21 protein-coding genes are annotated in these 26082 nt (G+C 65.1%); 16 read left to right on the top strand and 5 right to left on the bottom strand.

Features of this window, described 5'->3' with window-relative positions; translation table 11 throughout:
* Positions 1–131: 131 nt before the first annotated feature.
* Positions 132–1535, bottom strand: coding sequence for a hypothetical protein (locus JOD66_RS18105; RefSeq protein ID WP_204838223.1), 1404 nt, complete (start codon positions 1533–1535; stop codon positions 132–134).
* Positions 1536–1876: 341 nt separating this feature from the next.
* Between JOD66_RS18105 and JOD66_RS18110 the strand changes: the two genes are divergently transcribed.
* A complete protein-coding gene (locus JOD66_RS18110; RefSeq protein ID WP_204838224.1) occupies positions 1877–2668 on the top strand; it encodes a nuclease-related domain-containing protein in 792 nt (263 codons plus the stop codon).
* Positions 2669–3066: 398 nt separating this feature from the next.
* Here JOD66_RS18110 and JOD66_RS18115 read toward each other — a convergent pair whose 3' ends face one another.
* On the bottom strand, positions 3067–3396 hold the full coding sequence (locus JOD66_RS18115; RefSeq protein WP_239545309.1) for a helix-turn-helix transcriptional regulator: 330 nt from the start codon (positions 3394–3396) through the stop codon (positions 3067–3069).
* A 292-nt stretch (positions 3397–3688) separates the two neighbouring features.
* Between JOD66_RS18115 and JOD66_RS18120 the strand changes: the two genes are divergently transcribed.
* Positions 3689–4453 carry an FAD synthetase family protein gene (locus JOD66_RS18120; RefSeq protein ID WP_204838225.1) on the top strand — a complete coding sequence of 255 codons (765 nt, stop codon included), beginning with the start codon at positions 3689–3691 and terminating at the stop codon, positions 4451–4453.
* A 103-nt stretch (positions 4454–4556) separates the two neighbouring features.
* Here JOD66_RS18120 and JOD66_RS18125 read toward each other — a convergent pair whose 3' ends face one another.
* Positions 4557–5615 carry a maleylacetate reductase gene (locus JOD66_RS18125; protein ID WP_204838226.1) on the bottom strand — a complete coding sequence of 353 codons (1059 nt, stop codon included), beginning with the start codon at positions 5613–5615 and terminating at the stop codon, positions 4557–4559.
* Between the two features lie 65 nt (positions 5616–5680).
* Here JOD66_RS18125 and JOD66_RS29570 point away from each other — a divergent pair, with 65 nt between their 5' ends.
* The 8 genes from JOD66_RS29570 (at position 5681) to JOD66_RS18165 (ending at position 14300) form a co-directional block, all read left to right on the top strand.
* Positions 5681–8701, top strand: a complete 3021-nt coding sequence (locus JOD66_RS29570) for an AfsR/SARP family transcriptional regulator (protein ID WP_204838227.1) — start codon at positions 5681–5683, stop codon at positions 8699–8701.
* Positions 8702–8744: 43 nt separating this feature from the next.
* On the top strand, positions 8745–9173 hold the full coding sequence (locus JOD66_RS18135) for an ester cyclase (RefSeq protein WP_204838228.1): 429 nt from the start codon (positions 8745–8747) through the stop codon (positions 9171–9173).
* Positions 9170–10774 (top strand): 4-hydroxyphenylacetate 3-hydroxylase N-terminal domain-containing protein, encoded by a 1605-nt coding sequence (locus tag JOD66_RS29575; protein ID WP_204838229.1) that lies wholly within the window; start codon positions 9170–9172, stop codon positions 10772–10774. The genes JOD66_RS18135 and JOD66_RS29575 overlap by 4 nt, the downstream gene beginning before the upstream one ends.
* Before the next feature lie 122 nt (positions 10775–10896).
* Positions 10897–11730: a dioxygenase family protein gene (locus JOD66_RS18145; RefSeq protein WP_204838230.1), complete on the top strand. Its 834-nt coding sequence runs from the start codon at positions 10897–10899 to the stop codon at positions 11728–11730.
* Between the two features lie 193 nt (positions 11731–11923).
* Entirely contained in the window at positions 11924–12463 is a 540-nt protein-coding gene (locus tag JOD66_RS18150; protein WP_204838231.1) for a flavin reductase family protein, read from the top strand.
* A 151-nt stretch (positions 12464–12614) separates the two neighbouring features.
* A complete protein-coding gene (locus tag JOD66_RS18155; protein ID WP_204838232.1) occupies positions 12615–13319 on the top strand; it encodes a ferritin-like domain-containing protein in 705 nt (234 codons plus the stop codon).
* Positions 13320–13403: 84 nt separating this feature from the next.
* Positions 13404–13688 carry a hypothetical protein gene (locus JOD66_RS18160; RefSeq protein ID WP_204838233.1) on the top strand — a complete coding sequence of 95 codons (285 nt, stop codon included), beginning with the start codon at positions 13404–13406 and terminating at the stop codon, positions 13686–13688.
* Between the two features lie 141 nt (positions 13689–13829).
* A complete protein-coding gene (locus JOD66_RS18165; protein ID WP_239546510.1) occupies positions 13830–14300 on the top strand; it encodes an RrF2 family transcriptional regulator in 471 nt (156 codons plus the stop codon).
* 72 nt (positions 14301–14372) lie between these two features.
* Here the strand turns inward: JOD66_RS18165 and JOD66_RS18170 are convergent, their stop codons facing one another.
* Positions 14373–14999 carry a redoxin domain-containing protein gene (locus JOD66_RS18170; RefSeq protein ID WP_239545311.1) on the bottom strand — a complete coding sequence of 209 codons (627 nt, stop codon included), beginning with the start codon at positions 14997–14999 and terminating at the stop codon, positions 14373–14375.
* A gap of 366 nt (positions 15000–15365) precedes the next feature.
* Here JOD66_RS18170 and JOD66_RS18175 point away from each other — a divergent pair, with 366 nt between their 5' ends.
* From JOD66_RS18175 to JOD66_RS18200, 6 genes are all read left to right on the top strand, one after another.
* Complete coding sequence (locus JOD66_RS18175) at positions 15366–16112, top strand: SDR family oxidoreductase (RefSeq protein ID WP_204838236.1); 747 nt, start codon at positions 15366–15368, stop codon at positions 16110–16112.
* Between the two features lie 102 nt (positions 16113–16214).
* On the top strand, positions 16215–17399 hold the full coding sequence (locus tag JOD66_RS18180; RefSeq protein ID WP_204838237.1) for a low temperature requirement protein A: 1185 nt from the start codon (positions 16215–16217) through the stop codon (positions 17397–17399).
* Between the two features lie 166 nt (positions 17400–17565).
* Positions 17566–20478 (top strand): helix-turn-helix transcriptional regulator, encoded by a 2913-nt coding sequence (locus JOD66_RS18185; protein ID WP_204838238.1) that lies wholly within the window; start codon positions 17566–17568, stop codon positions 20476–20478.
* A gap of 198 nt (positions 20479–20676) precedes the next feature.
* Positions 20677–21381 (top strand): sigma factor, encoded by a 705-nt coding sequence (locus JOD66_RS18190; protein ID WP_204838239.1) that lies wholly within the window; start codon positions 20677–20679, stop codon positions 21379–21381.
* Positions 21378–24212, top strand: coding sequence for a helix-turn-helix transcriptional regulator (locus JOD66_RS18195; protein WP_204838240.1), 2835 nt, complete (start codon positions 21378–21380; stop codon positions 24210–24212). The genes JOD66_RS18190 and JOD66_RS18195 overlap by 4 nt, the downstream gene beginning before the upstream one ends.
* Before the next feature lie 134 nt (positions 24213–24346).
* On the top strand, positions 24347–24586 hold the full coding sequence (locus JOD66_RS18200; protein WP_204838241.1) for a hypothetical protein: 240 nt from the start codon (positions 24347–24349) through the stop codon (positions 24584–24586).
* A 29-nt stretch (positions 24587–24615) separates the two neighbouring features.
* Here the strand turns inward: JOD66_RS18200 and JOD66_RS18205 are convergent, their stop codons facing one another.
* Positions 24616–25434, bottom strand: coding sequence for a succinate dehydrogenase cytochrome b subunit (locus JOD66_RS18205; protein ID WP_307823599.1), 819 nt, complete (start codon positions 25432–25434; stop codon positions 24616–24618).
* Positions 25435–26082 lie beyond the last annotated feature (648 nt).

Below are 26082 nucleotides of genomic sequence, written 5' to 3' on the forward strand. Positions count from 1 at the left end.
GATGACCGTCCCTCGTGAGTAGTGTCGAACAGACTGAGCTGCTCGAGAATCATCACGAGGGGGCCGACTCGCACATGTCGCGCCTCAGATCTGCATCGCCGTGGCGACTAGTGCGGTCTGTCGATCCGGGATCAGGCGAACGGGTCCTTGGCGTCCGGCGCGGTGCGGTCAAGCCATGCCAAGAGGTCCGACTCAGACCGGAACTGGTGACGATCTACCAGTTCCGCGAAGGCGAGTATGCAGCGATAGAGCGTGTTCTGACCGAACGCTGCAGCTTTGGAAACCCTCGTGCGAGAGTCGGCGCTGAAGCCTTGGTGACCGACCTCGCTGCGCAGGTTGTAAAGCGCCTCCAAAGCCGCGGCGTCGCGTCGGTCGGCCGGGAGGAGGGCGAGAACGCGCTTGACGAAACGCGCCGTGACCCCAGGCCCGGTCGCGTGGTCGCTGACAAGCGCCTCTAGGGCGACCACAAGGTGAAGGATCTCGACATCCCGAGCGGAGTCCTGGCCGGCTAGGCGTGCGAGGCGGCATGCTGCGGCCAGCCTGCGGGCTAGTCCTTGCTCGGCGACCGGAGCCTCGGCGCGAGCAACGAGATCCACGAGGGTGGTGGGCTGCGCAAGCACCGCAGCCACGTCGACGTGAGGCTGTGGGGTGTCGAAATCAATGGCGTCGACGCGAGTCGCCCTGGTGCTCACCTGGATGAGGCTGACCGGCAGGGAGCCGTCCTCATGCGAAGTCGGCTCACGGGGGTACTCAGTGGTGGATGGCGTGCCAAGGATCCACGGCGGCGCCGACGCGAAGGGCTCTGGCCATTGATCGATGATCCACATGGCACCCAGCAGGGCTTCAACCAGTTCCATGGCCCGGATACCGGCGCCGACGTCGACGGAATCGATGGCGACAGCGATGAGTCCGATGCCCTCGCCTGGTGGGCCGTCTTCGAAGAGGGCCGGTTCACTGCGGAACGCGAGAACGTTCTCGGTCCACCAGACGTCAGAGGTGAAGTGAAAGGAGTGCCCAGTGAACTCCTTGGCGAAGGAGTCGAATACTGACTCGGTGGCGTCGTTGAACGGGCCTAACAGAACCCGGTCACGCAGTTTCGCGACTTCTTCGACACCGAGGAAGTCGAGGCCACCCACAGGCACAACCGTGACCGAACGAGCAAAGCGCTTCGCGACTCGGTCGGCGAGTCGCTGACCAAGCCCTTTGTCCTTCGCAGCACCGGACTTGACCTCCCCGATCGCCGACATTATCTCTCGCTCGACATAGTGGGCGTCGGCTTGCTCGGGAGCCGCAAGCTGACTCTGGAGCAGGAGCGCGAGCACCCGCGTGGTCTCCTGGGCGGATTGGTCGAACTCAATGTCGAAGTCGCGATCGATGCTAAACAAGACCGGCTCCCCCGAACCGCCGGGTCCCTTGAAGCGCGGCATGCCGATGGGGGCCAACCAATCGTCAGAGGAGCGCTCTACCCGCCTGGAGCCGCGCATGATTCGGCTCAGCAGCTTAGTGATCTCATCGTGGTCGAGTACGTCGCGCATTCGTCCATTCTCCTGTGATCCGGACTGGTCGTCGCGGGATTTAGCGTCGTCACGTACTCCGCCAAAGTGGTGCCCGGAAATGCAGCGGCTGATCGCGCGCTCCCCAGAGGTGCGTCTTACCGCCGCCATTGCCCGTGCTGGTAGCGGCCAGAGCCCCGTGAGGTCTGCGGGGAACCTGGCGAGAGGAGGGCGATCCGTGGTTTGGTCGAGGTGCTGTGCGCCGAGCATCGAGTCGCCGCCGATACGGCCGCGCGTCGGCATCAAGCGCCGCCGTCCTGACCAATTCTCCGGACGAGCAGTAAGCGCATCGGGTTCCATGATCGAAAGGCCGAGGAGGTCAGATGCGCTCGTTCCAGCCGTTCCCGCGACGAGAACTGAAGAGGCTGCGGCGCCGATGGCTGCGCCGCAATCTCGGCATCGTCGCGTTCCTCTTGGCGGGGTTCGTCCTCGCGGCGGCACTGATCTCAGTGCCCCTAGCAACCAGCGACCTACCCGTCCGGTGGTACGTCATCGGACTCCTCCATGCCGGGCTTGTCGCTGCGGCTCTGCACCTCGTCAACTCGGCATTCATGGCGCACGAGGCTGCGGCGATATGGCAGCTCAGGGGTGCATGGGGCGAGGACAACACGCGGTCAGAGCTGCAGAAGGCGAAGCGACGGCGGCTCGTTTGGGGCTGGGTCGACAGCATCACGCTGCAGGGTGGCGACCTCGACCACGTGGTCGTCACGCGATCGGGTGGCATCGTCGTACTCGACTCCAAGTGGCGCAGCTCGATCGACGCGAACGCCGTTGCGGAGATGACCGCATCCGCGAAGAAGGCTGCCATCAGGGCGCAGGGACTCGCCAGGTCCATGCTCAAGGCAGAGCGCGGAGCGAAGCATCGGGCACGCGCGCAACCGGTAACGGTGGATGCCGCCGTGGTTCTCTGGGGTGCGGCGCGGGAGCTGGTGAACGACGGTCGGGAGATGGACGGGGTGCAGTTCGTGGATGGCCGCAAGCTTGTCGACTGGCTCCGCCAGCTCGAAGGGCCGCCAGTGCCGCCGGACGCGGCCAGGGAGTTGCTTGAGCAGTTGTCGGCGTACCGCGCGACGGCTTTCAAAGCAGCGGAACTTCGGGCGGCGGAGCGCGCGTGAGCGTGGCCGTGCGAAGCCAATCGCGCCGCGCGAAACGTCCGGCAGTTTGCTTCAACGAACCCAGCGGCTCCCGGCGTTCGGCCGACGGAGGCGAGCAATTTCGTCTGCGACTGAGCTCCATTTCGCGTCCGCGAGCTCACCGCGAGCACTGCGGTCGTTGAGCTCGCGGAGGACGCGTCGGCAGGCGCTGGGGGAGTCGAGAACGGCGCTGACATGCTGCTCGATGCTCACCGGTTCGGTGACATAGGTGATCGCCGTGTGGCCCGCTTGAGCAGCTCGACGTTCCTCGGAGGCGAGCCTCCGGCAAGCGCTGCTGCACCAGCGACGAGGGCGTCCGGCTTTGGGTCGATCCGAGACGAAGAACGGCCGGCCGCATCGGGGACAGGCCTTCTCGATGATCACTGGTTCCGCTCCTGGTCCAGGGACCATTCGAAGACCGCTGCCACCCGCCAGCGGAGGTGCTTGCCGATGCGAAATCCCTTCGGCCCGCGCCCTCGGCTGCGCCAGGCGTAGACCGTCTTGACGGGCACGCCGAGGTACGCCGCCACGTCGGCCGCCGTCCACAGGCGCTCGCCACCGGGGTGGCGTGGGGAGTCCGGGGCAGCAGTCGGCTGGGGCGGGGGAGTGGCCTCCGGGCGTGGTCGCGTGCGTCTGCGCATCGGCGCTGAGTCCGGTGTGGATTCGTCCCACAGGGCTGGTTGCTCCGGATAGTGCTCGTTGTTGCTCATCGCTTGCCCGTCTTGATCCAGTGGGTGCTGGTTGCACCCCTCCTGGTCTCCTAAGGCACCGTCAGCTGCTCGAGCGATCAGGGACGCGACGGGAACTTCCTCTGGCGGAGGGGGACGCGGCAGCTTCGGACGCTGCAGGGCAATACGCCGGACGTTTCCGCGCCGAGAATGCAAGAGGTGTGTGCCACTTACGACGCGCGTCGAAGCCACGTCATCGCTGCGTCTGAGCATTTGCGCGCGGTTAACGGTCAGGCGCGACAGTCAGTGCTCCCGGATCAACGAGGAGGACGGCATGGAGGTGCGAAAGTTCTCGACGCCACCGAGCGACGGCGAGGCTGTTGCATGGGAGCTCCAATGCCTACCGTCGAGCGATTCTGGCGAGTCGTTGAGCCGGGTTGCTATCGGTACCTTCGACGGGGTTCACGTTGGGCATCAAAGTGTCATCCGTGGTTGCGGCACCGTGGTCACCTTTGACCAGCCTCCCGTTAACGTGCTGTCCACGAAGAACCCGAAGAAGCTGATCAGCGATCTGCCCACGCGATTGCGCCGGATGGAGCGGCTGGGGGTTCGACGGGTGGTACTCATCGAGTTCGACAGGGCATGGTCGACGGTGAGCGCCGGAGACTTCGCATCGACATTGCGAGAGCAGTTTGGGTGCAGGTCTGTGAGAGTGGGCGAGAACTTCCGTTTCGGGCGTGGTGGAACCGGAACGCCGGCGACTTTCGAGGAAGGAGCGCTGGCGGTCGACTCCGTCGGCCTGCGTGTGCATCACAACGCCGCTGTTTCTTCGACACGGATTCGAGACTTGGTCGAAGGCGGGTCCATCGTCGAGGCACGGTCGCTGATGGGTGCGCCATTGACCCTTCCCTATTCAAGGACGGACTCCCGCAACGTCATGATCTCGGACGATTTCGTCACGCCGCCGCCCGGGATCTACGTCGCGCGCGTCCAGCGGAAGCCAGTGGTCGTCACCGTTGGCGACGGTGGTGGGGTCGATCTGCCGGCGGCGTTCGACTGTGGCCACCGGAACTACATCTCCTTCAACAAGGAGCTCTGACTCGCCGGAGATGGCACGCCGGGGTGCTCTGGGTGTCCGCCCCGGGGCGGCGGCAGTGCCGGAAAATGCGCGCCGGCCGCCAACGCTGCGCTGCACGCGCGGCTCAGGGCATGAACTGCATCTCCGTGGGGGCGGCGCCGTTCGCCGCGGCCGCCAGGAGTTCACGTAGAGAGGTCTCGTCAACAGGTCGCGGATTGATCGGCGGGTTCGCCAGTACCGCACGAACCACATCGTCGGTCAGTGCCTCATCGAAGCCAATCTCTGCAAGGCCTCGGGCGTTCCCGACCTTGCGGCCGAGAGTCCAGATCTCGCCGGCGAGATCCGGCGTCGCGACGAGCTTCATGAGCGGCCTTAGCTGGTCCCGTGCGGCGAAGGCGTTGTACGCCACGACATAAGGAAGCAATACCGAGTGCAGCCCTGCGTGCGGCAAGTTCTGCTGGCCCCCGATGACGTGCGCGAGCTTGTGGTGAAGTCCCATCGTGGAGTTGTTGAGCGCGAGCCCAGCGAGACAGGATCCGTAGAAGAGGGTCGCCCGGCCATCAGCACTCGCCGAGTCAAGGGCGGATAGAAGCGCCCCCGCGCCCTCGACGGCAGCCATCCGGACCAAGGGCGACACGTCCGGGGAGTAGACGGCCTCCACGCAATGCGCCAGTGCGTTCATGCCGCTCAGCGAAGCGAGGCGTTGGGGCAGGCTGCGCACCAGGTCCGTGTCATAGATGACCGTGCGCGGGCGGACCTTGGCGTCGAGCCCCGTTCGCTTGGCACCGTTCTCGGTCATCCCCCAAATCGATGTCATCTCGCTGCCTGCGAACGTCGTCGGGATCGCCAAGACCGGAGTTCCGGTGTTGAGTGCTACCGCCTTGGCTGTGCCGATGGCCGAACCTCCGCCGAGCGCGATGATCAGATCGGCGCCGAGGAAACCGGCGCGCTCGATCGCGCGGCGGGCGACGTCGACGGGGACGTGTTCAACGACTTCGTCGAACACTCCGACCAGGGTCGAGTTGAGCGCATCAACCAGTCGGGATCGAGCGTCGGTCGCGTGAGCTCCCGCGATGAGCATTGCCCGAGTTCCGCCGAGGGCCTCCACCTCTGTACCTGTCTGTTCGAGAGTGCCCTGTCCGAAGACGACGCGGGGAGTGTCGAGGTCAAGAACGAACCGCATGCGACGACCATGATGCGAAAGTGTTAACCGACCCGAAAGGCCTCAGGGGCACTAAGGTCGGGCGCGTGGAACCCTTTGAGGGGATCATCCGCACGAAGCTCATGCCCCCACCGGTAGGGGATCGGGTGGTGCCGCGTCCCAGGATCTCAAAGCTCTTTGCTGAGCTCAGCGAGTCGCATCGCGTCGTCCTGATCAGTGCGACATCCGGATCTGGCAAGACGACAGCTGTGGCGGAAACCGCAGCCAGGTCGTCGCGACCTTTGGCATGGCTGACGCTGGACTCCAGTGAGAAGGCCGCCGGCCGTTTGCTGGTGTACCTCGAGGCAGCTTTGCAGCAAGCCGCTCCGGGAACTGCGGGCGTCGCCTCGGGGGCACTTGCTGCGGGACTCACTCATGTGGAAGCCGGTGGACTGCTCGCAGACTCGCTGAACCGACCCGTCCTACTCGTCGTCGACGGGCTTGAGCATTTGGCGGGCGACGATGCGGAGACGGCGCTTGCGGCGCTGGCGGCGTTCCTCCGCTACGCGCCACAAGCGCTGCGCGTAATTCTGCTCAGCCGGATTGACCTGCCCCTCGACTTCGCCGCCGTTGCGGGCTATGACGACGTTGCGTTCGTAGGCGAGGAAGTTCTTGCCTTCACCCCCGAGGAAGCAGCTCTCGCGCTCGAGAGAGCAGGCTCTACGGTTGCCGATCCTCATCGTGTAGTCGAAGCGACTGGCGGCTGGGTGACGGGTGTTCTCTTCGAGGCGTGGCGGTCTCGCGAGCATGTGAGCGGGACTGGAGGTGAAGTCGATCCGCTGCACGGGTACCTCGCGTCGCAGATCTTGGCAGGACTGACGTCGGATCAGCGGGAGTTTCTCGCCATCACCTCGCTTCTAGACGAGGTCACGCCCGACCGCGCGGTCGCATTAGGTGAGACGCGCGCCGCGCAGATCTTGGTCGACTTACGCTCGAAACATCTCCCGGTGAGTTGGCTCCCCGGTACCTACCGGATGCGGTGCCATCCGCGCTTTCGCGAGTACCTGGCTACGCGTCTTGACCGCCTCGATCCCGCTCGCGTAGCCGATGCTCGCAAGGCTTATGCAGCTTTGCTCGACGCCGAAGGGCACCCAGAGGAGGCGGTCGACCAATTCATTGCGGTCGGTGACCTGAAGCGCGCGGTCGCGGCGGCTGAGGCTGCCCTGCCCGCGGTCATCGATCGACTGGACCTCTGGGTTGCCGATCGTTGGATCTCAGTTCTGGCTGGGCCTGGAGGCCAGGGAACGAAGCATTTGGTCGAAGGCGAGCTCATGCTCGCCATCAGCCGAGAGAACTACCAGAATGCCGTCGCCGTCGCTGACCGAGCCGCGGCTGAGGGCTACCGCGACGAGCTGGCGAGCCGGTCATCCAGGGCCGCGAGCATGATGGCGTGGTCCTACTGGCACCTCGCACGTGTCGACGATGCCCGTTCAGTCATCGCTGCCGCGCCGCCCACGACTGACATTGCGGCTGTCGAGTACCTGATGGCTTTGGTCGATCGACCGGGAGCTGGTTCCTTCTCTTCTCCTGACCTCACAGGGGGGCCGCTCGATGGACTGGTCATGAGAGTTGATTACGCCCACGGCCGCTTTCGTCATGTGCTGGACGTGCAGCGATCGTCCTGGGCGGCCGCAATCTCGGCGCCCTGGACGATCGGCGCGCTTCGTGCCATGGGACGTCTACGAGAGGCCTCGGAGCTCTACCGCGCCGCAGAGGGTGGCCGGCGTTCTCCGGCTTGGCTTCACGGGATCGTCGCCCCCGAGCTGATGATCGATCTCGGTTCGCCCGATGAAGCTCGAGCAGCCCTGACGCGGGGGCGCGAACACATTCGGGCAAGCGGCTCGGTCGTCTTCGAGTGGCTCAGCATGCTTATCGAGGTGAAACTCGAGCTGCGACTCGCGCACGACGTGGCTGCTGCGCGCAGACTACTTCAGCAGCTTGACCAGGTTGGCGCGCGCCAATACTCCTTCATCGCCGAAGCCATCGACCTGTGGAGCGGTCTAGCTGACCTGGAGGCGGGCGACGCCGCCAGTGCTCGTTCAATGCTTCGGCGGGCGGTTGCGAGCATGAGCGCAGCCGAACGGCTGCTCGACCTTCCTACTGCAGCGGTCTACCTGGCCGAGGCCGAATGGCGACTCGACAACCCCGACGCTGCCGACCAAGCTGCTGACCGGGCTCTTTCGGCGTCGGTGCTGCAGGGTTCGAACCATCAGCTGCTCACCGCGTTGTCCGACTACCCGGCTGTCGCCAGCCGGCGACTCGACGCCGACGTGGTCGGGGAGTCTCCATGGCAAGAGATCGCGGCGGCACTGGGGGAGGCCGAGGTCCGTGTGTCTCCTGACTCGGGGCCCTCGGTCAGTCTCCTAGAGTTCGGTCAGGTCAAGCTGCTCGTCGACGGCCGGGAGGTACGCCCCCGGATCGCCAAGAGTCTGCTTCTGCTGTCCTATCTCGCCACGCGCGTCGGTCATACCGCAACCCGCGAAGAGCTGTTGGACGTGCTGTTCGACGGACGTGACGACGATTCCGCGAAGTCCTACCTGAGGCAGGCTGTCCACCGGCTCCGTGAGGTACTTCCACAGGGTGTGGGCCCGACGTTCACGGGCGAACGGTTGCGGTTCTCCAGTCCGGTCGGACTCACGACGGAGTCGGCGACACTCGAGTTGGAGCTGGCCCAGGCTTCGCGTCTGCGTGGGTCTGACAAGCGTGCTGCCCTCGAACGTGCGCTGAGGACGGTAGACAGCGGCGTCTATCTGCCCGGAGTTGACGCCTCATGGGTCTTGAGACGGCGCGAGGAGATCGCCGGCGTCGCAAACCGTGCGCGGTTGCAGGCAGCGCAGCTGGCCTACGCGGACGCAAACTACCGAGAAGCTGACATGTTGATCGAGACGTTGCTAGAGCGTGACCCCTACCAGGAGAGCGCTTGGCGGCTCCTGATGCAGGTCGGCAGTGCGCTCGGCGACGCCGATCGAGTCCTAGCGGCATACCGGCGGTGCCGGCAGGCCCTGGAGGAGCTCGGCGTCGAGCCGTCCGAAACCACCACGCAGCTGTTCGATCGCCTTCGTCGCTGAGTGTTTTCGCGACCGTTAACTCCAGCCATGCACGGTTCACCTCATGGCAGGAGAACACCAGGTCCTTGAGGCGCTTTACCGCGCTTACAACGGTCACGACGCCGATGCGGCAGCGTCGCTCTACACCGCCGGCGGTCATCACGAGGACGTGGCCACGCAGCGCGTTCAGCGCTCGCCGGAAGCGATCGCGGTAGGGCTCCGTGGCTTTCTCGACGCCTTTCCCGACGCCCACTGGCGGTGTCTGGGAGTCGCGAGCGACCACGGCGTCGTCTTCGGGCAGTACGTGCTGACCGGGACGCTCCAAGGAGCACTCGGAGGCCTGCCGGCGCATGGCCAGCGGCTCGAACTCCGAGGGGTTCATGTGCTTCGAACCCGTGACGGCCAGATCGAGCAGTCCGAGGACTACTGGGACCTGGCCACCTTCCAGCGACAGATGAAAACAGCAACTGAGCAGCAAGGAGATTCACAGTGAGGACAGGGCAGGAATACCTGGAGTCGCTACGCGACGGCCGGAAGGTCTACGTGGGCGGCGAGCTGATCGACGACGTGACCACGCATCCCAAGACCAAGGGGTACGCGCACGCCATCGCGGAGTACTACGACCTCCACCTCGACCCGGAGCATCAGGACATCACGACCTTTATCGACGAGGCCGGGAACCGGCAGTCGATGCACTGGTTCCTTCCTCGCGACAAGGAGGGCGCCGTCCGCCGTCGCAAGTACGCCGAGTTCATGTTCCGGCACTTCAAGGGCGGCATTTTCACTCGGCCGCCCATGGGGATGAACGTCGTAATGTTCACCCAGGTCGATGACCAGGCTCCGTGGGCCGAGAACTCGCGTTTCAAGAACGGCCACCGTGACCTGTCGGGCAACATCCAGCGGCAGTGGGACATGGTCACGTCGCAGGACCTCGCACTGTCTCCGATGTTCGTCGACGTGCAGTACGACCGCGGGCGTGAGGACGCCCTCGGCGAGACCCCGATGCTCAGTATCGTGGAGGAGAACGACGAGGGCATCGTCGTGCGCGGATGGAAGGCGATCGGAACCTCTCTGCCCTTCGTCAACTACCTGCTGGTGGGCAACCTCTGGCGCCCGGGGCAGACGCCGGAGCAAACCATCTACGCTCTGCTGCCCGTGGCGACGCCGGGTGTATCGATCGTTGCGCGGGAATCTCGGGCACAGCCCGATGCCGACCCCTACGACCGGCCCCTGGCGACCATCGGCGACGAGCTCGACGGGATGGTGTACTTCGACGACGTTCTCATCACCTGGGACCAGGTGCAGCACATTGGCAACCCCGATCACTCGAAGTGGTACCCGCAGCGCCAGTTCGACTGGGTACACCTGGAGACCCAGATCCGCCAGACGGTTCACGCCGAGCTGATGGTGGGTCTTGCCCTGCTGATCACCCAGGCGCTGGGCACGCAGAACAACCCGGTGGTGCAGTCGCAGCTCGCGGAGATGATCCGTTACCGCGAGACCTGCCGGGCGTTCATGCTGGCTGCCGAGGAGACCGGTTTCGCCACTCCTGGTGGCCTCTACAAGCCCAACAACATCTTCATCGACTTCGGTCGGGCACACTACCTGGAGCACCAGCACGAGATGGTGAACCAGCTGATCGACTTCTGTGGACGCGGAATCGTCATCCAGCCGACCAAGCGCGAGCTGGACGACCCCTACATCGGCCCGAAGCTCGAGGAGGCGCTCAAGGGCGCGGAGATCAGTGCCCGGGATCGCATCAAGATCTTCCGCCAGATCAGCGAGCGCTTCCTCACCGAGTGGGGCGCGCGGCACGAGATGTTCGAGAAGTTCAACGGCACCCCGATCTATCTGATCAACATGCTGACGATGCAGCGCACCGAGTACCACGTCGACGGCCCGCTCACCGAGCTGGCCCGCCAGGTCCTCGATCTCGGAGACACCGCTGAGCTCGGCCGGCGGGCTGCCGAGGCGGAGCAGAAGTCCAACTACGCCAGTGTTCGCTACCAGCCCGAGTATGCACGGGGACAGGACGTGCACGACGGCTACATCGGCGACGCGCTCGACACCGAGGCGGCAGTGGCCAGTCGCTGACCCACCACGCTCATGCCGGTCAGCAACGCCGCTGACCGGCATGAGTTGCTCGGGCACCCGAATCGCCTCCCTCGGGGCATCGGCGCGGCGTCGGGGCCTGGACACGATCGAGAGGAAGAGCAATGAGCAACGACCGTAGTGAACGCCTCACGGAGCGAGTTCTGGAGTCACTCGCACCTAGTGATCCGCGCCTTCACGAACTCATCACTGCAGCGATCCGCCACCTCCACAGTTTCGTGCGAGAGGTCGGTCTGACCCATCACGAATGGGAGGTGGGGATCGAGTTCCTGACGGCGGCGGGGAAGATCAGCACGAGTGAGCGGCAGGAGATGATCTTGCTGTCCGACGTCTTGGGCGTCTCGAGCCAGACCGAGCTGACATCCGGCGACGCCAGTGCGACCGCCAACACCGTCCTGGGTCCCTTCTACGTCGAGGGCTCCAAGTGGCGCGAATATGGTGACTCGATCGTGGAGTCTCCAGACGCCGGCGCGCGGCTCAGAGTCGACGGCGTCGTGCGTCGGCCGGATGGCACGCCGGTCGCCGACGCGGTGGTGGACGTCTGGCAGAACGCGACCAACGCGCTGTATGCCGTCCAGGACGTCGAACAGGATCCGCAGAACCTTCGCGGTCGTTTCCGCACTGATGACGCGGGCCGGTTCTCGTTCATCACTGTTCGTCCCGTGGCCTACGCCATTCCCGATGATGGACCGGTTGGGAGCCTTCTCGAGCACCTCGGCCGACACCCGATGCGACCGGCGCACATCCATATCAAGGTGTCGGCGCCTGATTACCAGACGCTGGTCACGCATCTGTTCGACTCTGAGAGTCCGTACCTGGACTCGGACACTGTGTTCAGCGTCGACGAGTCCCTCGTCATCACCGTCAAGCCGACGGAACAGGACGACCCGCCTCTGCAGGTGCAGTTCGACTTGGTTCTCGCCCCTTCCGCCAGCTAGGGACAGCGATGCCGAGTGAGGGGGTCCGCCCGGGCGGGACGGCGGACCCCCTCGACCAACCGCCTTGCCACGCCAACCAACGCGGAGACGAGGCGCAAGTGCAGCCGACGCCGCCTCGACGATGGCTGCCCGTCTTTTGTTGATGAGCGCCGCGACCTGGCCTCGCCCCTACCAATCAGCAAGGAGTAGTCGAATGTCGATGTTCGAGAAGGCGCCCCTGCGCCTTGAGTCTTCCTACCGTGATGCCATCTCGCATTTCGCCACCGGCGTCACCGTGATCACCACGACGACGGAATCTGGTCATGCCGGCATGACCGCCAGCGCCGTCACGTCCCTGTCCCTGGACCCTTTGCAGTTGCTGACCTGCCTCCGGACCGAACTGCCGACTCGATCGGCGATCGAGCTCTCGGGCCGCTTCGCTGTCAACGTCCTCGGCGCACATGCGGAGGACCTCGCTATCAAGTTCGCCACGCCCTCTGCCGACAAGTTCGCCGGCGTGCCGCTGGTAGGCGGCCACCCCGTCCCGGTGCTTCGCGAGGCCATCGCCTATTTCGTGTGCGACCTTGCTGCGGCTCTGCCAGGTGGCGACCACACGATCATGGTCGGGAACGTCGTCGACTGTGGGCATCGCGCCGATTCGCAACCCTTGGTCCATTTCTCACGTCAGTTCTCCGAGATCTGCACGCCAGCGACTCATGAGCGCCAGGCTCGCCAGCACGAGATGTCCTGGTGACGGCGCGCCAGTGGTCCCAGCGCACGCGTGTCTTGACCGGTGTGAAGGGGTTGCTGGCTCCAACGCGGAGAGTGACCGATTCGGGCTGTCACATCGCTGTCACTCCGTCGGTCGGACGTACTGACCCTCGACCGGCTGGAGATTCATGACCATGGACAGTACGGACTTGCGCGGTGGCACGCGCGGTGATGCCGAAGTGCGGCCGATCGGCTCGCTCCACGACTTGCGTGAGCATGTGCAGTGGGCAATCGAGCTCGAGCACGCCACGATTCCGCCCTACCTCTGCGCCCTCTACTCGCTCGATGTTGCGCGCAACGCTAACGCAGCAGAGGTCGTGCAGAGTGTCGTCGTCGAAGAGATGCTGCACCTCACCTTGGCGGCGAACCTGCTCAACGCTGTCGGTGGGGCCCCGGTCCTCGACGCGGCTCGTCTCGTGCCGGGGTATCCACGGACGTTGCCGCATGGTGCCCCGGCGCTCACTCTGGAGCTGAGGTCGTTCGGGCCTCAGGGTCTCGAGGACTTCTTGATGATCGAGCACCCTTCCCCGCCACGAGCGGTACCCGAGGCAGATCGATACGAGACCATCGGACAGTTCTACGCCGCGATCGAGGTTGGGCTGCGCTACCTCTGTGAGAGCTTGGGTGAGGATACGGTCTTCACTGGGGAGCTCTCTCGGCAGATCGGGTCGTCCTATCCCTACGGCGGCGCAGGCAGAGTCGTCCCCGTCTCAGATCTGGATTCTGCGCTCGATGCTCTGGCAGAGATCGTCGAGCAGGGGGAAGGTTCATCTGCCCGGGGCGTCTGGGACAACGACCGTCAGATGTTCCATCCCGACCGCGACGAAGTGGCGCATTAGTACCGATTCGAAGAGCTGAGGCAGGCGCGTCAGTACCAGTTGGGCGACACCCCGGAATCTGGGCCGACAGGTCCGCTCCTCGATGTGGACTGGGACGGCATCCGCCCGCTTCGTTCCAACCAGCGCGTGGCAGACGCGGGTGTCAGTGACGACGTCAAGCAGGCCCAGCACCGCTTCAATGACGCCTATTGCACGTTGCTCTGGATGCTGGAGCAGGCGTTCAACGGGGATCCTTCGATGCTGGGCACAGCCACCAAGGCGATGCTCGGTCTCAAGGCACAGGCCCAGGAACTCATGACGATGCCGCTCGGCGACGGGACCTACGCCGCGCCGACCTTCGAGTACGTCGCCCCTGACCTTCGCGTCTGAACGATGGCCTGGGCCCCGAACCGAATGGCGGGCAGGTCCGATTCTGAGTCAAGGCGCCAGAGTCAACCCGCGGATTGAAAGTTGCGCCGTGCGTGTAGTGAACCCGGACATCCGTGATCCGGGTACCCTCTTGGGGTGAAGATGTCGGGCGGCGTTGAGTGGGCCGTGCATTGCTGCGTCGTGCTCAGCCAGGCCGACCGACCGGTGCCGACGGCACGGTTGGCTGAGTTTCACGGGGTTTCCCGCACCTACCTGGCAAAGAACCTTCAGCAGTTGTCCCGCGCGGGGCTGGTGCGGGCGACAGAAGGCAGAGTGGGTGGCTATGAGCTGACCCGCGGGTCTGGAGAAATCACCGTTCTGCAGATCGTGATGGCGATCGAGGGCGAGGACCCTGCCTTCCAGTGCACCGAGGTGCGCCAGAGAGGGCCACTGGCGGTTCCGGAAGAGGCCTGCCTTCGGCCGTGCGGTATTGCTCGCGTCATGGCGGCGGCCGAGGACGCCTGGCGCGACTCGTTGGCATCGGTGACAATTGCTGATCTGGCGAAGCGACTTGATGTGGAAACGGCGGGTTCTGCTCTAGAGAGCATGCGCGGCTGGCTCGGAGGCCGCTAGCCACGTGGAGCCGCGTGGAGGATGCGCCTCGGGTGACGCGGCGTGCGACGCCGTGGCGCAGTCCCGAATCGTTCAGGATCGTGGCGTCCAGCCATAGAACGAAGACCGATCGCCCGCTTCCCATTGCTCGCGCAAGCCTGGAGCGTTCAAGTCCCAATCGGGCCGAATGTTCCTCGTGACCGTTCGGAGATCCTGCCAGAGCTCAGTGGTCGACGGACGGCCCCAGAACCAGTAGCCGTTGTAGCTCGTGTGGACGACCAACCCAGGGCTCAGTACGAGTGTGTGCGGGATCATCGGATTGTCTGCGGCATCGGTGTACTCCTCGATGCCGAGATCCTTCTGGACGGTTCGGTGGGGATCTGAGAGGAATGGCCACTGGGCACCCACCGCGTCATGGAACTCTTGTGTCGCCCGAGGACGGTCTGGTGTGATCGTCGCGACCTTGGTGTAGGCGACGGCGATCTTCGGATAGAAGGCTGCGAGATCGAGGTGCTGTTGGTGCTCCTTCGGGCAGTAGCCGCCGCGAGCGAGGGTGAGGATCATGGGGTCGTCGCCTTGGATCTCGCTGAGACGCCTTCGGACCCCTGTGTGGTCCGGGAGCTGGTAGTCCGGGAAGGTCCCACCCGGGCTGAGTGATGGATGCACGTTGGCTCTCCTGAATGTTGTTTCGATGGTCCTGGTCACGGAGTGGCTTTCCATGTGCCGGGCGACGACGCTTCATCAGCACCGACCGGCGTCCCTGAGCTGGTGTGACGGTCGCTGAGCAGCTTCCCGTCACAACCGAGGGGTCGTTGGCGGTCGAGACCCGGTGATGGTCGAAGGTCGAGTCGCCGGTAAGGACGAGACTCACCGGGTTTCACCGGGGCAGCGGATGCGGCCAGGCCGGAAGCAGAGAGCGATTGGACCCACTCGTCGCCTTCGCCCATCTCCAAGCAACTATCGCGAGCCGAACGGCCGGCGTTCGGTCTCTGGAATGGATCCGCTGTCACAAAGCCTCGGATCGGTCGGTCGTCCGGGTGTTCGGGTTCTCCCGATGAGACTCGGCAGACAGAAAGAGGTAATCCAATGAGGGTAGTCGTCATTGGCGGAACGGGACTGATCGGCTCGAAGGTCGTCGAGAAGATGAGGGCGCACGGCCACGATGCGGTTGCGGCCGCTCCCCAGACCGGGTGCAACACCATCACGAACGAGGGTGTTGCGGAGGCTGTTGCTGGCGCAGACGTGCTGGTGGATGTGTCGAACTCGCCGTCCTTCGCGGATCAGGACGTCCTCGACTTCTTCACGACGTCGACGACGAATCTGCTCGCGGCCGCGAAGGACGCTGGCGTCGCAAACTACGTTGCGCTGTCGGTCGTCGGGTGCGACCGGCTCCCGGAGAGCGGATACCTCCGGGCGAAGGTCGCTCAGGAGAAGCTGATCACTGAATCGGGCGTGGCGTTCAGCATCGTTCGTGCCACGCAGTTCTTCGAGTTCGCCAAGGCCATTGCTGACTCGGCCACGGTGGACGGCCAGGTGCACCTGCCGACCGCATACTTCCAGCCCATGGCGGCGGAAGACGTCGCGACTGCCGTGGCGCGTCATGCTGCCGGGGAGGCGACCAAGGGCGTGATGGAAATCGGCGGGCCCGAGAAGGTCCGGATGAGTGACTTCATCGCGGCTGGTCTCAAGCGTGTCGGCGACTCGCGGCAGGTCGTGCCCGATGCCGGCGCAAGGTACTTCGGCACGACCCTGACCGACGAGAGCCTTGTTCCTGGCCCCGGTTCGCAGGTGGGTACGACCACCTACGCCGACTGGGTCGCGGCGCAGAAGTGACCTGATTCGGTTTCGCGAAACTCGCACCCCGAGCGGAGCCAAAGCCGGTGCCCGCCAATCAGTCGGGCATCGGCTTCTTCATCCCGGTTCGAGAGGAGAAGTGTGTCCAACAAGGCAACTGCGATCCACCGCCCGATGCGCGCGCGGGCCGTTGACGAACCCAACCGGACGACCACGCCGCTTGAGTTGCTGTTCGACCTGACATTCGTCGTCGCCGTCGGACAGGCGGCGGGCGAGCTCGCGCACGCGACGCTCGGTGGGCATGGACTCTCGGCCGTGCTCCCTTTCCTGATGGTGTTCTTCGCTATTTGGTGGGCCTGGATGAACTTCACCTGGTTCGCGTCGGCCTACGACACCGACGATCTCCCCTACCGTTTGGCGGTCTTCTTCCAGATCGGCGGGGTCCTCGTTCTCGCGGCAGGGGTGGGGCACGCGTTCGATGGAGACTACGCGGCTGTTTCCTTCGGGTACGTCATCATGCGAGTCGGCCTGCTCAGCCTGTGGTTGAGAGCTGCCGTGCAACACGCCGAAGGCCGTTCTACGGCACTTCGCTATGCCGTCGGCATCGCCGCTCTGGAAGTGCTCTGGTTGACGCGGTTGGCTACGGGCGATGGTGCGCTCTGGACGTTCTGCGCACTCGTTGTTCTGGAAATGCTCGTCCCAGCTTGGGCAGAGCGGGCGGGGCCTACGAACTGGCACCCGCACCACATCGCCGAGCGGTACTCACTGTTCACGATCATCTTGCTAGGCGAAAGCGTCTTCGCGGCGACGAACGCCGTGGTGCCTGTCATAGACCGCACGGGGGACGCCAGCTTGGCGGGCGTCTCAGGCTGCAGCCTGGTGATCATTGCCGCGTTGTGGTCGCTGTGCTTCGCGGCGTCGGCAGGGGAGGGGCTTCAGGAAAGACGCCACTGGTCGTTCATCTGGGGATACGGGTACTACCTGCCGTTCGTCGGGCTGGCCGCACTTGGTGCGGGTCTCGAGGTCGTTGTGTCTGCCGGAGCAGCCCATGGCGAAGCGATTGCTGCGAACGTCGCCGTCGCGTCCGTGGCGGTGCCAGTGGGTGTCGTCATCGCCACAGTGGAACTGCTGCGAGTTCCTCAGACAAGGAGCCGGTGGGCCCCGCTGATGACCGTCTTCGTCGGGGTTGTGCTCGGCGCTGCCGTGGTTGGCTCGTCCCACCTGGGAATGACCTGCGCCATCTTTCTCGTGTCGCTGGTCGCGGTGGCCGCGGCGACTGCGGATGCTGCGATCAATCCTCGCAGGCGGGTGCCGGGGCCCGGGTAGCGCTTGTCGGAGCGACTCCGCTCGCGACCTCCCGCTCTCGCGGGCCTGACCGCTGGCGTAAACTGCGCTAAGAAATGTCGCAGTTTCTGCTTTTTCGGGCTAGCGTTGTGACGAAGCGGTCGCCGAGCGGGTCGGGGCACGCTGATCATCCGCGAGGAGGTGCCCGGTGCGCGCCAGCCCGTCGCCGTTGTTCTTCGGACGGCAGGATGAAAGTGCGGACTTGGATGCTCTTCTAGCCGACCTGAAGGACGGCAGGTCCGCGGTCAAGGTGCTGCGTGGGCCGGCGGGTGTCGGAAAGACTGCACTCCTGGAGTACGCGACATCCGTCGCTGCCGGGATGACACTCGTTCGGGCGAGTGGTGTCCAAGCTGACATGGAGCTGGCGTATGCCGGTGTCCACCAGTTGTGTGCCTCGTTCCTCTCAGACGTCGACGAGATCCCGGCACCTCAACGCGACGCCCTCAGGGTTGCGTTCGGCATCGCGGCGGGCGAACCGCCAGATCGGTTTCTCGTAGGACTGGCGGTGTTGAGCCTTCTGACGCGGGCATCGGAGTCCGGGCCGGTTCTGGCGATCATCGACGATGCCCAGTGGCTCGATCAGGTGTCCAAACAAACGTTGGAATTCGTTGCACGGCGCCTCCTCGCCGAGTCTGTGGGGATGGTGTTCGCGGTCCGGGACCCTGACGGAGGCGCGGCGTTTTCGGCGTTACCGGCCTTGCGCATCGACGGCCTCGACCCCGGCGCGGCCGGAGCGCTGGTGGAGGCCTCAGTCGGGGGCCGGCTGGACCCGCAGGTGCGGGACCGTCTGGTCGCGGAAGCGTCGGGCAATCCCCTCGCACTGCTGGAGTTCACCCGCGGTCGCAACGCCGCAGAACTCGCCTACGGTCTCGACCCGAGCTCGCGTGGCCAGGCCCAGGGATCCGTTTCTGCCCGTGTCGAGCGTGACTTCGTCCGACGGATGGAAGCCCTCCCATCGGAGACGAGGACGCTGCTGTTGATCGCCGCAGCGGAGCCAGTGGGCGACCCGCGGTTGCTTGTTCGGGCGGCTGAGGCGATGAAGGTTCCGCTGGACGCTGCGCCCGCGCGGGCGGCGGGCCTGATCGAGCTCGGCGACTTCGTTCGGTTCCGTCATCCACTAGCTCGGTCCGCGGTCTACCATCAAGCCAGCCCGGCGGAGCGCCGCGCCGCCCATCGCGCGCTGGCGCAAGCAACCGACCCTGTCCTCGACCCGGACCGCCGCGCGTGGCACGCTGCCCAAGCAGCTGACGGGTGGGACGAAGAGGCGGCTGCCGGGTTGGAGCACGCTGCTGAGCGTGCACGGCAGCGAGGTGGCATGGCTGCCGAGGCCGCACTTCTCGAGCGTGCGGCTGAGCTCACACCTGAGCCCTGGGCTCGCGGCCGCCGTGCTCTGGCGGCGGCGGAGGCACACTTCTCCGCGGCAGCGCCTCAGAGTGCCACGGACTTGGCTGCGCTGGCGGACATGTGTCCGCTGAGTCCTCTCGACAGCGCTCGCCTGGCACGCCTGCGTGCTCGCGTGCTGTTCACGCGCAGCCGGAGCGACGAAGCAGCGCCGTTGCTCCTCGAAGCAGCATCACAGTTTGCGGCAGTTTCGTCCCACTCGGCCCGTGAGACCTACCTCGAGGCAATCAGCGCGACCGTGTTCGCCGGACGAGTGCACGGGCCGTCGGGGGCACGTGCTGCGGCCGTCGCCGCACGGGATTCTGGCGCGCCGTCCTCCGGGTCGAAGCCGGCTGACCTGTTGCTCGACGGCATATCTTCCCTCCTGTCTGACGGTCCGCGGGTGGGAGTTCCAGTTCTGCAGAGATCCCGCGAACCCTTCCTGAGCGAGAGCCTCACCACGCGTGAAGAGACGTTGCGTTGGCTGCTGCTGGTGCCGGTTGCGCTCGAGTCGTTCATCCACTACGGCTGGGATCTTCCGACCTGGGATGCGCTCGCCTCCCGCGCCGTACGTCTGGCGCGCGATGCGGGTGCCCTCGGCGTACTTCCTCCTGCCCTCATCTATGCCGGCGGGGTGCAGATCCATCGCGGCGATTTCGCGGCAGCGGCACGGATGATCGATGAAGCTGACACATTGGCCCTCGCGACCGGAAATGCTCCTCACATCTACGCGGCACTGGTCCTCACAGCTTGGAAGGGCGACGAAGACGCGGCGGCCCGCATCGTGCGTGAGGCCCAAACGAACGCGGCACAACGCGGAGAGGTGTCTCTCCTCGGTGTGACCGGCTACGTGCAAGGAGTGCTCTACAACGGCTTGGCGCAGTACAAGCTGGCTCTCCAATCTGCTCGCATCGGTATCGAGCACGACGGGTTCAACTTCACCGGCCTCTCCCTCGTGGAACACGTCGAAGCTGCTGTCCGCTGCGGTGAGATGGAACAGGCACGGGCGTCGCTCGCCCGCCTCGCCGAGCTGACGGACGCAGCCAACTCGGGCTGGGCGCGAGGAATCGGCGCGCGCAGCCGCGCCCTTGTCGAGGAGCTGCGAGCAGACGAGTTGTACGAGATCGCCATCGACGAACTTACGCGCGATCAAGTCATGGTGGAGGTGGCTCGGACCCACCTCCTGTTCGGCGAACACCTCCGCAGATCTCGCCGGCGGGCCCGCGCCCGGGAGCAGTTGCGGATTGCCTACGAGATGTTCGACAGGATGGGCGCACGAGCCTTTGCAGAACGAGCCAAACGCGAACTGGAAGCGACAGGCGAGCACGTGCAGGTCCGCGACATGTCGCCTATAAGCTTTCTGACTCCCCAGGAGCTGCGAATCGCGTCTCTTGCAGGATCGGGAATGACGAACCCGCAAATCGGCGCGGAGTTGTTCATCAGTACGCACACCGTGGAGTGGCATCTCCGAAAGGTGTACACGAAACTGGGCATCGGCTCGCGCCGAGAGCTTCCATCAATGCTCGGAGCAGGGCTTTCGAGCCTGTCGGCTGGTGGCGTCACCGGGCAGGCGCCTCAATCGCCGGACGATGGCAGCGGCACTCGCCGAGCATCGTCGCGCAGAGGACGGCTCGACCCTGGTCCGGCGGACGTCGCTGCAGCCGTTGGATCCCACGGCTGAGGGCACGCGGGAAGCGGGTGCAGGGTGCAGTCGGTCGAGTCTCGGGGCGACCGGTCAGCGACCCCGCGGCCCCAGGGGGTCCAGGCCATTGAGACCACGGTGGCAACTACGGACTTGCGGGGCGCGAGTCGCAGGCGATGGAACAGAAGGTGGATCCAAGCCCTCTTGGGCGTCGCTGGATCTATCAAGGAGCACCCGATGTCTGCACCGAACTTGGACGAATCACCTTTCGGGGACGCCAGCGCCGCTGAGTTGCGCGAGGCGTTGGAATCCTTCATGGCAGTGCGGCCTGGTCTGTTCAGCATTGCGTTGCGGGTGACGAGAGACGTTGCCGAGGCAGAGGACGTGGTGCAGGAGGCCTGGATGCGATGGCAGCGGACCGACCGGACGGTCATCAGCAACCCGGCAGCATTCCTGACCACGGCGACCACCCGTCTCGCGATCAACGTGATCCAATCGGCGCGGCAGCGGCACGAGCGTCCGTGTGACTCACCGATGGAGGGTCAGCTGAAGGTCGGGGACGACATGGAGTGGCAGCTCAGGCAGCGCAGCGCCGTCGAGGAGTCACTTGAACTGTTGATGTCGAGGCTCACGCCGGCGGAGCTGGCGGCATACGTTCTGCGCAAGAGCTTCGACTACGAATACGGTGACCTCGCCGACCTCCTGGGAACCAGCCTGGTCAACGTGCGACAGCTGATACGGCGAGCCCAGGTCCGCATCGGAGGCGGGCAGAGGCGCGACGTTGATCCCGACAGGCATGCTCGCCTGGTGACCGCCTTCCTCGTAGCAGCCCGGTTCGGCAACTTTGCAGGACTCGAGCAACAGCTGTTCGACCAATTGAGTCGGACGGAACCTGAATCCCGGTCCCGTGCGGCCAGCGGCGCGATTTCGAGCGCGGCATGACCGACCGAGGGCCTACTGCGCTGAACGGCTTGCGTTCAGGTTGTGACGCGGACCGGCTTGGTACCGGCGGCACCAAGCCCCTGAGCCCGGAGCCCGGCAGCCTCATTGGTCGACGAGCGGAACGCGCCGACCTCGACAAGTTGTTGTCCGATGCCCGCGCGGGGCGTAGCTCCGTGCTGGTTCTGCACGGCGAGGCGGGTATAGGCAAGACCAGCCTCTTGGAGTATGTCGGTGTGCAGGCCTCTGATTGTCGCGTCGCGCGGATGACGGCGTCGGAGGCAGAGTCCGAGCTGGCCTTCGGAGGTCTCCATCAGCTCTGTGCGCCCTTCTCTGACCGATATCGGACACTGCCTGCTCCACAGCGGATCGCGCTCGAGGTGGCGTTCGGCCTCAGCTCCGGCGACCCGCCCGACCGATTCCTGATCGGCCTCGCTGTCTTGAACCTTCTCGCAACGGCCACTGATGACGGTCCGCTCGTCTGCCTGATCGACGACGCGCAGTGGCTGGACCAAGTCTCGGCACAGACGCTGGCTTTCGTCGCTCGACGAGTGCTGGCCGAAGGGCTGCTGATCCTTTTCGCGATGCGTGAGCCAGTGGACGGGCATCCCCTGCAGGACCTGCCGCGGTTGGAGATTGGTGGGTTGAACGATCGGGACTCGCGAACGCTCCTGGCCTCCTCGGCTCCAGGACGCATGGACCCCCAGGTGCGCGAACGCGTGCTCGCTGAAGCAAGGGGCAATCCGCTCGCCCTCCTGGAGTTGCCGCGCGGACTGGTCAGCAATCTGGATTCGTCTCCTCGCTCTGCCGAGATCCCTCTGGCCAGCCAGCTGGAGAACGAGTTCCAGCGTCGGCTGGAAGCCCTCTCCTCGGATGCGCGACTCATGATGCTTCTCGCTGCTGCGGAGCCGGTCGGTGACACGGCGCTGCTCCGCCGCGCAGCACAGGCGATCGATGTCGACCTCGACGAGGCGAGCGCAGAGGCACAACAAGCGGACCTCGTCTCGACCCGCATGTTGATCCGGTTTCGACATCCGCTGGTTCGCTCGGCGGCGCTCCGGTCTGGCAGTCAGCAGGAGCACCAACTCGTCCACCGGGCCCTCGCTGACGCGACGGACCCTGACCTCGATCCCGATCGTCGAGTGTGGCACCTATCGAATGCCGCGCCGGGGCCTGACGAGACGGTGGCCGCAGCGCTGGAACAGGCGTCCACCCGGGCCCGAAGCAGGGGAGGTGTCGCTGCCGCTGCCGCATTCCTCAAGAGGGCGGCTGAGCTCACGCCAGATCCACGGCGCCGTGGCTCGCGTGCCTTGTCCGCTGCTCAGGCGAAGAGCCAAGCGGGCGAATACGACGAAGCGATCGACTTGCTCGACGGCATCCAACTCGAACCATTGTCTGATCATGACCGCGCCCAGGCGGATCTGGTGAGGGGACGGATCCTTTTCGCTTCGCAAAGCGCAGCTACCGGACTGCCAACTCTCCTGGCAGCGGCGAAGCGGCTAGAACGTTCGGACGCCGCCCTCGCCACCGAGACCTACCGCGATGCGATTCATGCTGCGCTGACCGCCGGAACCATCGGTGGTGACGCCGGGCTGCGCGACGTCGCCTCGGCTATTCTGGCCATGCCAGCGATCGACGGGCCTCCGGGTGCGACCTCGATGCTCGAGGGTTTGGCTCGCGTCGTCGTCAAGGGGTACGGCGATGGGGTGAGTTTCCTACGTCAAGGCCTGGATGGTCACCAACGTGGCGGCCTCACTGTCGACCAGAAGCTTGGCTGGTACCCCTTGGCATGTCGGATGGCCCACGACTCTTGGAATTTCGAGGCATGGTCGTCACTGTCGCGAGAGCTCCTTGACGTGGCAAACGAGGCAGGGGCGCTCGCCGTTCTTCCGTCGGCGTTGCTGCTACGGCTCTCCAACCGCATCTTTGCTGGAGACCTCGGCACTGCGGAGGCTTTGGTCCAGCAGTCGGTGACGCTGGGGGAGGTCACGGGGAGTTCCTTCTTCGCAAACTACGGCGCCCTAGTCACAGCGCCGTGGCGGGGAGACGAAAGCGAGACACGTTCGGTCATCGACGCGGTGACCCACGACGTCCGTCTCGACGGAGAAGGCAAGGTCTCGACAGCGACGGCGTGGGCCGCGGCTGTCCTGTACAACGGCATGGGTGATTTCGATCGTGCCTTTGCCGCTGCGCGACGGGGCGTGGCCAACCCCGGCGAGATGGGATTGTCCACGTGGTCGATGTTCGAGTTGGTCGAAGCAGCAACTCGACTGGGCAGACTCGAGGATGCGACGGGTGCCGCGGCGCACCTCTTGGAGGTGACCCATCACAGTGGGACTGCTTGGGCCCGAGGAACCTCTCATCTCGTGAGCGCCATGATGAGCCAAGACGCCACGAGAGCCGATGAGCATTACGCCGCGGCGGTCTCAGAGATGGAGCGTACGGAGGTGCGCATGCTGGCCGCACGTGCACACCTGTCGTACGGCGAGTGGCTACGGCGTCAGGGCCGCCGTACGGACGCACGCATCCGCCTGCTGCACGCCCACGCCGCCATGAGTCAGATGGGTGCGTCTGGGTTCGCGGAACGCGCTCGACATGGGCTCGCCGCGGTGGGAGTCTCGACGAGGGACGGCGGCAGGGTAGCGGCCACGGGCGTGCCACTGACGGTCCGGGAGCTGCAGATCGCGAAGCTAGCTGCAGCGGGCCTGACCAACCCCGAGATTGGTGGCCAGATGTTCATCAGCGCGCACACCGTCGAATTTCACCTTCGAAAGGTATTCACGAAGCTCGGCATTCGATCTCGTCGGGACATCGCATCTGTTCTCGCAGAGTGATCTTGGCACTGAGCGTCGTCTACAAGTGCCGTCCACTGTGAGCCATGTCATCGCAGCCTGATGTCACAGGTGACGACGCTGTTCGGTCGGCTACTCAGGCGAGGTCACTCGCCTGACCGGCTACGGGCGACCGGGTGGCGGTCGAGCAGATGGGAGAGGTGATGAAGGACGAAACAAATGCGGACCAGACCTCGCTGGCCCGCATTGAAGAAGATATCGACGCTGAGTTGGCTGAGGTCGAGGTCAGCTCGGATCCTGCTGGGGCGGACGAGCCCATTCGTGACGCCTATGAGGTCCGCCTTCAAGCCCTTCGTGCAGCGGTGGCCGGCGTACGCAACGCTGAGGACGCCGAGCACCACGGCGACGTCTTCTGATCACCCGTTCGCTACGGCGGCGCGCCCGCTCATCGGATGACGCCAACCATGATGAAGATCGGCGAGAGGGAGAAGCCACCAACGACGACCGTCGCGTTTGCCGCCGCGATGAGTTGAGCGACGAAGCGCGCCCGACCGGTGTTGGTCAGACCCAAGGTTTGAGCCGCCGACCACGTCCCGTGCCAGAGGTGCATGGCAAGAGCCGCGAGAGCAAGCAGGTAGATCAGCGTCAGCCACCAGGTCCGAAAGGTGTCCACGAGGAGGACGTAGGGGTCGTCCGTCGTACCACCTGTCACATTGACCTTGCCGATCGTGAAGTTCGCAAGGTGCCAGACGAGAAAGATTAAGATGCTGACGCCGCCCCACCGCATCGTGCGAGACGAGAGAGTTGACGTGCGACGGGGCCGATGCACATAGGCGACGGGACGGGCCCGCTGGGCGCGACGCCACAGTGCGACAGCTGCGCTGACGTGGACCACGAGTGCCAACGCGAGGCCGATGCGCAGCAGCCACAACAGTCCGCCGTAGGGGACCAGGGGTTCGCCGATCTCTCGAATGTGCTCGGCGTAGGAGTTGTACGCGCTGTGGCCGTTGAACGCCTTGAGGTTGCCGTACATGTGGGCAAGCAGGAACGCGATGAACAGCGCCCCGCTGATTGCCATCCCGAGCTTCAAGCCGACCGTCGAGAGTAGGGCCCCAGCGCGCCGGTTCTTGGACCGCCGGCGAACGACAGACTTCTCGATGTCCCCGTGGCTCTCGGGGCCTGCTGATGGCGTCGTCAGTGCGCCCGACGGGCCGCCCGCGCGGGTGCGCTGGCGTGCCGGTCTCATCGTCTCCTTGTGGTTCACGTCCTCTTCGACCGGACAGCGACCGCAGGTGTGATGCAATCCCGTTGAGTCGGCAGCCAGGCCAGTTCGTGCATCGTCGCTCGATGAGCGGACAGGTCACCCGTGGGTGTCACATCGTGAAGTTGGGCGCGGTCGATGCAGCATGAGCACGACGTTGAATCATCGGGATTGCGCTCGGAGGTGGAGGTCGAGAGCTGTTCTCGCCGAGCATGGGGCCGAATCGTCGGAGCGTGCGTCATGAGCGAACGGTCTGCTCGCGCAGTCGGCGTTGTCGTCGGCGTGATGGTCTTGGCCACCATGGTCTTCTTTGTTGTGGGGATCCCACTTCTGCCGCCGAGCTGACGGGAATGGTGGCCAAGAGGGAGTGTCATCGCTGGCCAACTCCGTTTGCGTCGGCGCGGTCGCCCGGATCAGTCTCGGGTCTTTGAGGCCGAGGAGATGCGCTGATCGCGGTGCCAGCCTGACGGTGAGGCTGACCCGGCTACAGGATCCACCCTCGGCGAGCTGATCGGGCGAAGGCGCTTACCCCCGGCGTACCCCGCGGGTGCAATCCGTGCGGTTTCATGCGTTGATTCGCCTGCTCTGTAGGCGTGAATCCGACCCGTCAAGGCCCGGAAAGCCATTCGCAATGAGAAGGTCAGGGGTTCG

This window comes from Nocardioides nitrophenolicus, assembly GCF_016907515.1.
GTDB lineage: Bacteria > Actinomycetota > Actinomycetes > Propionibacteriales > Nocardioidaceae > Nocardioides > Nocardioides nitrophenolicus.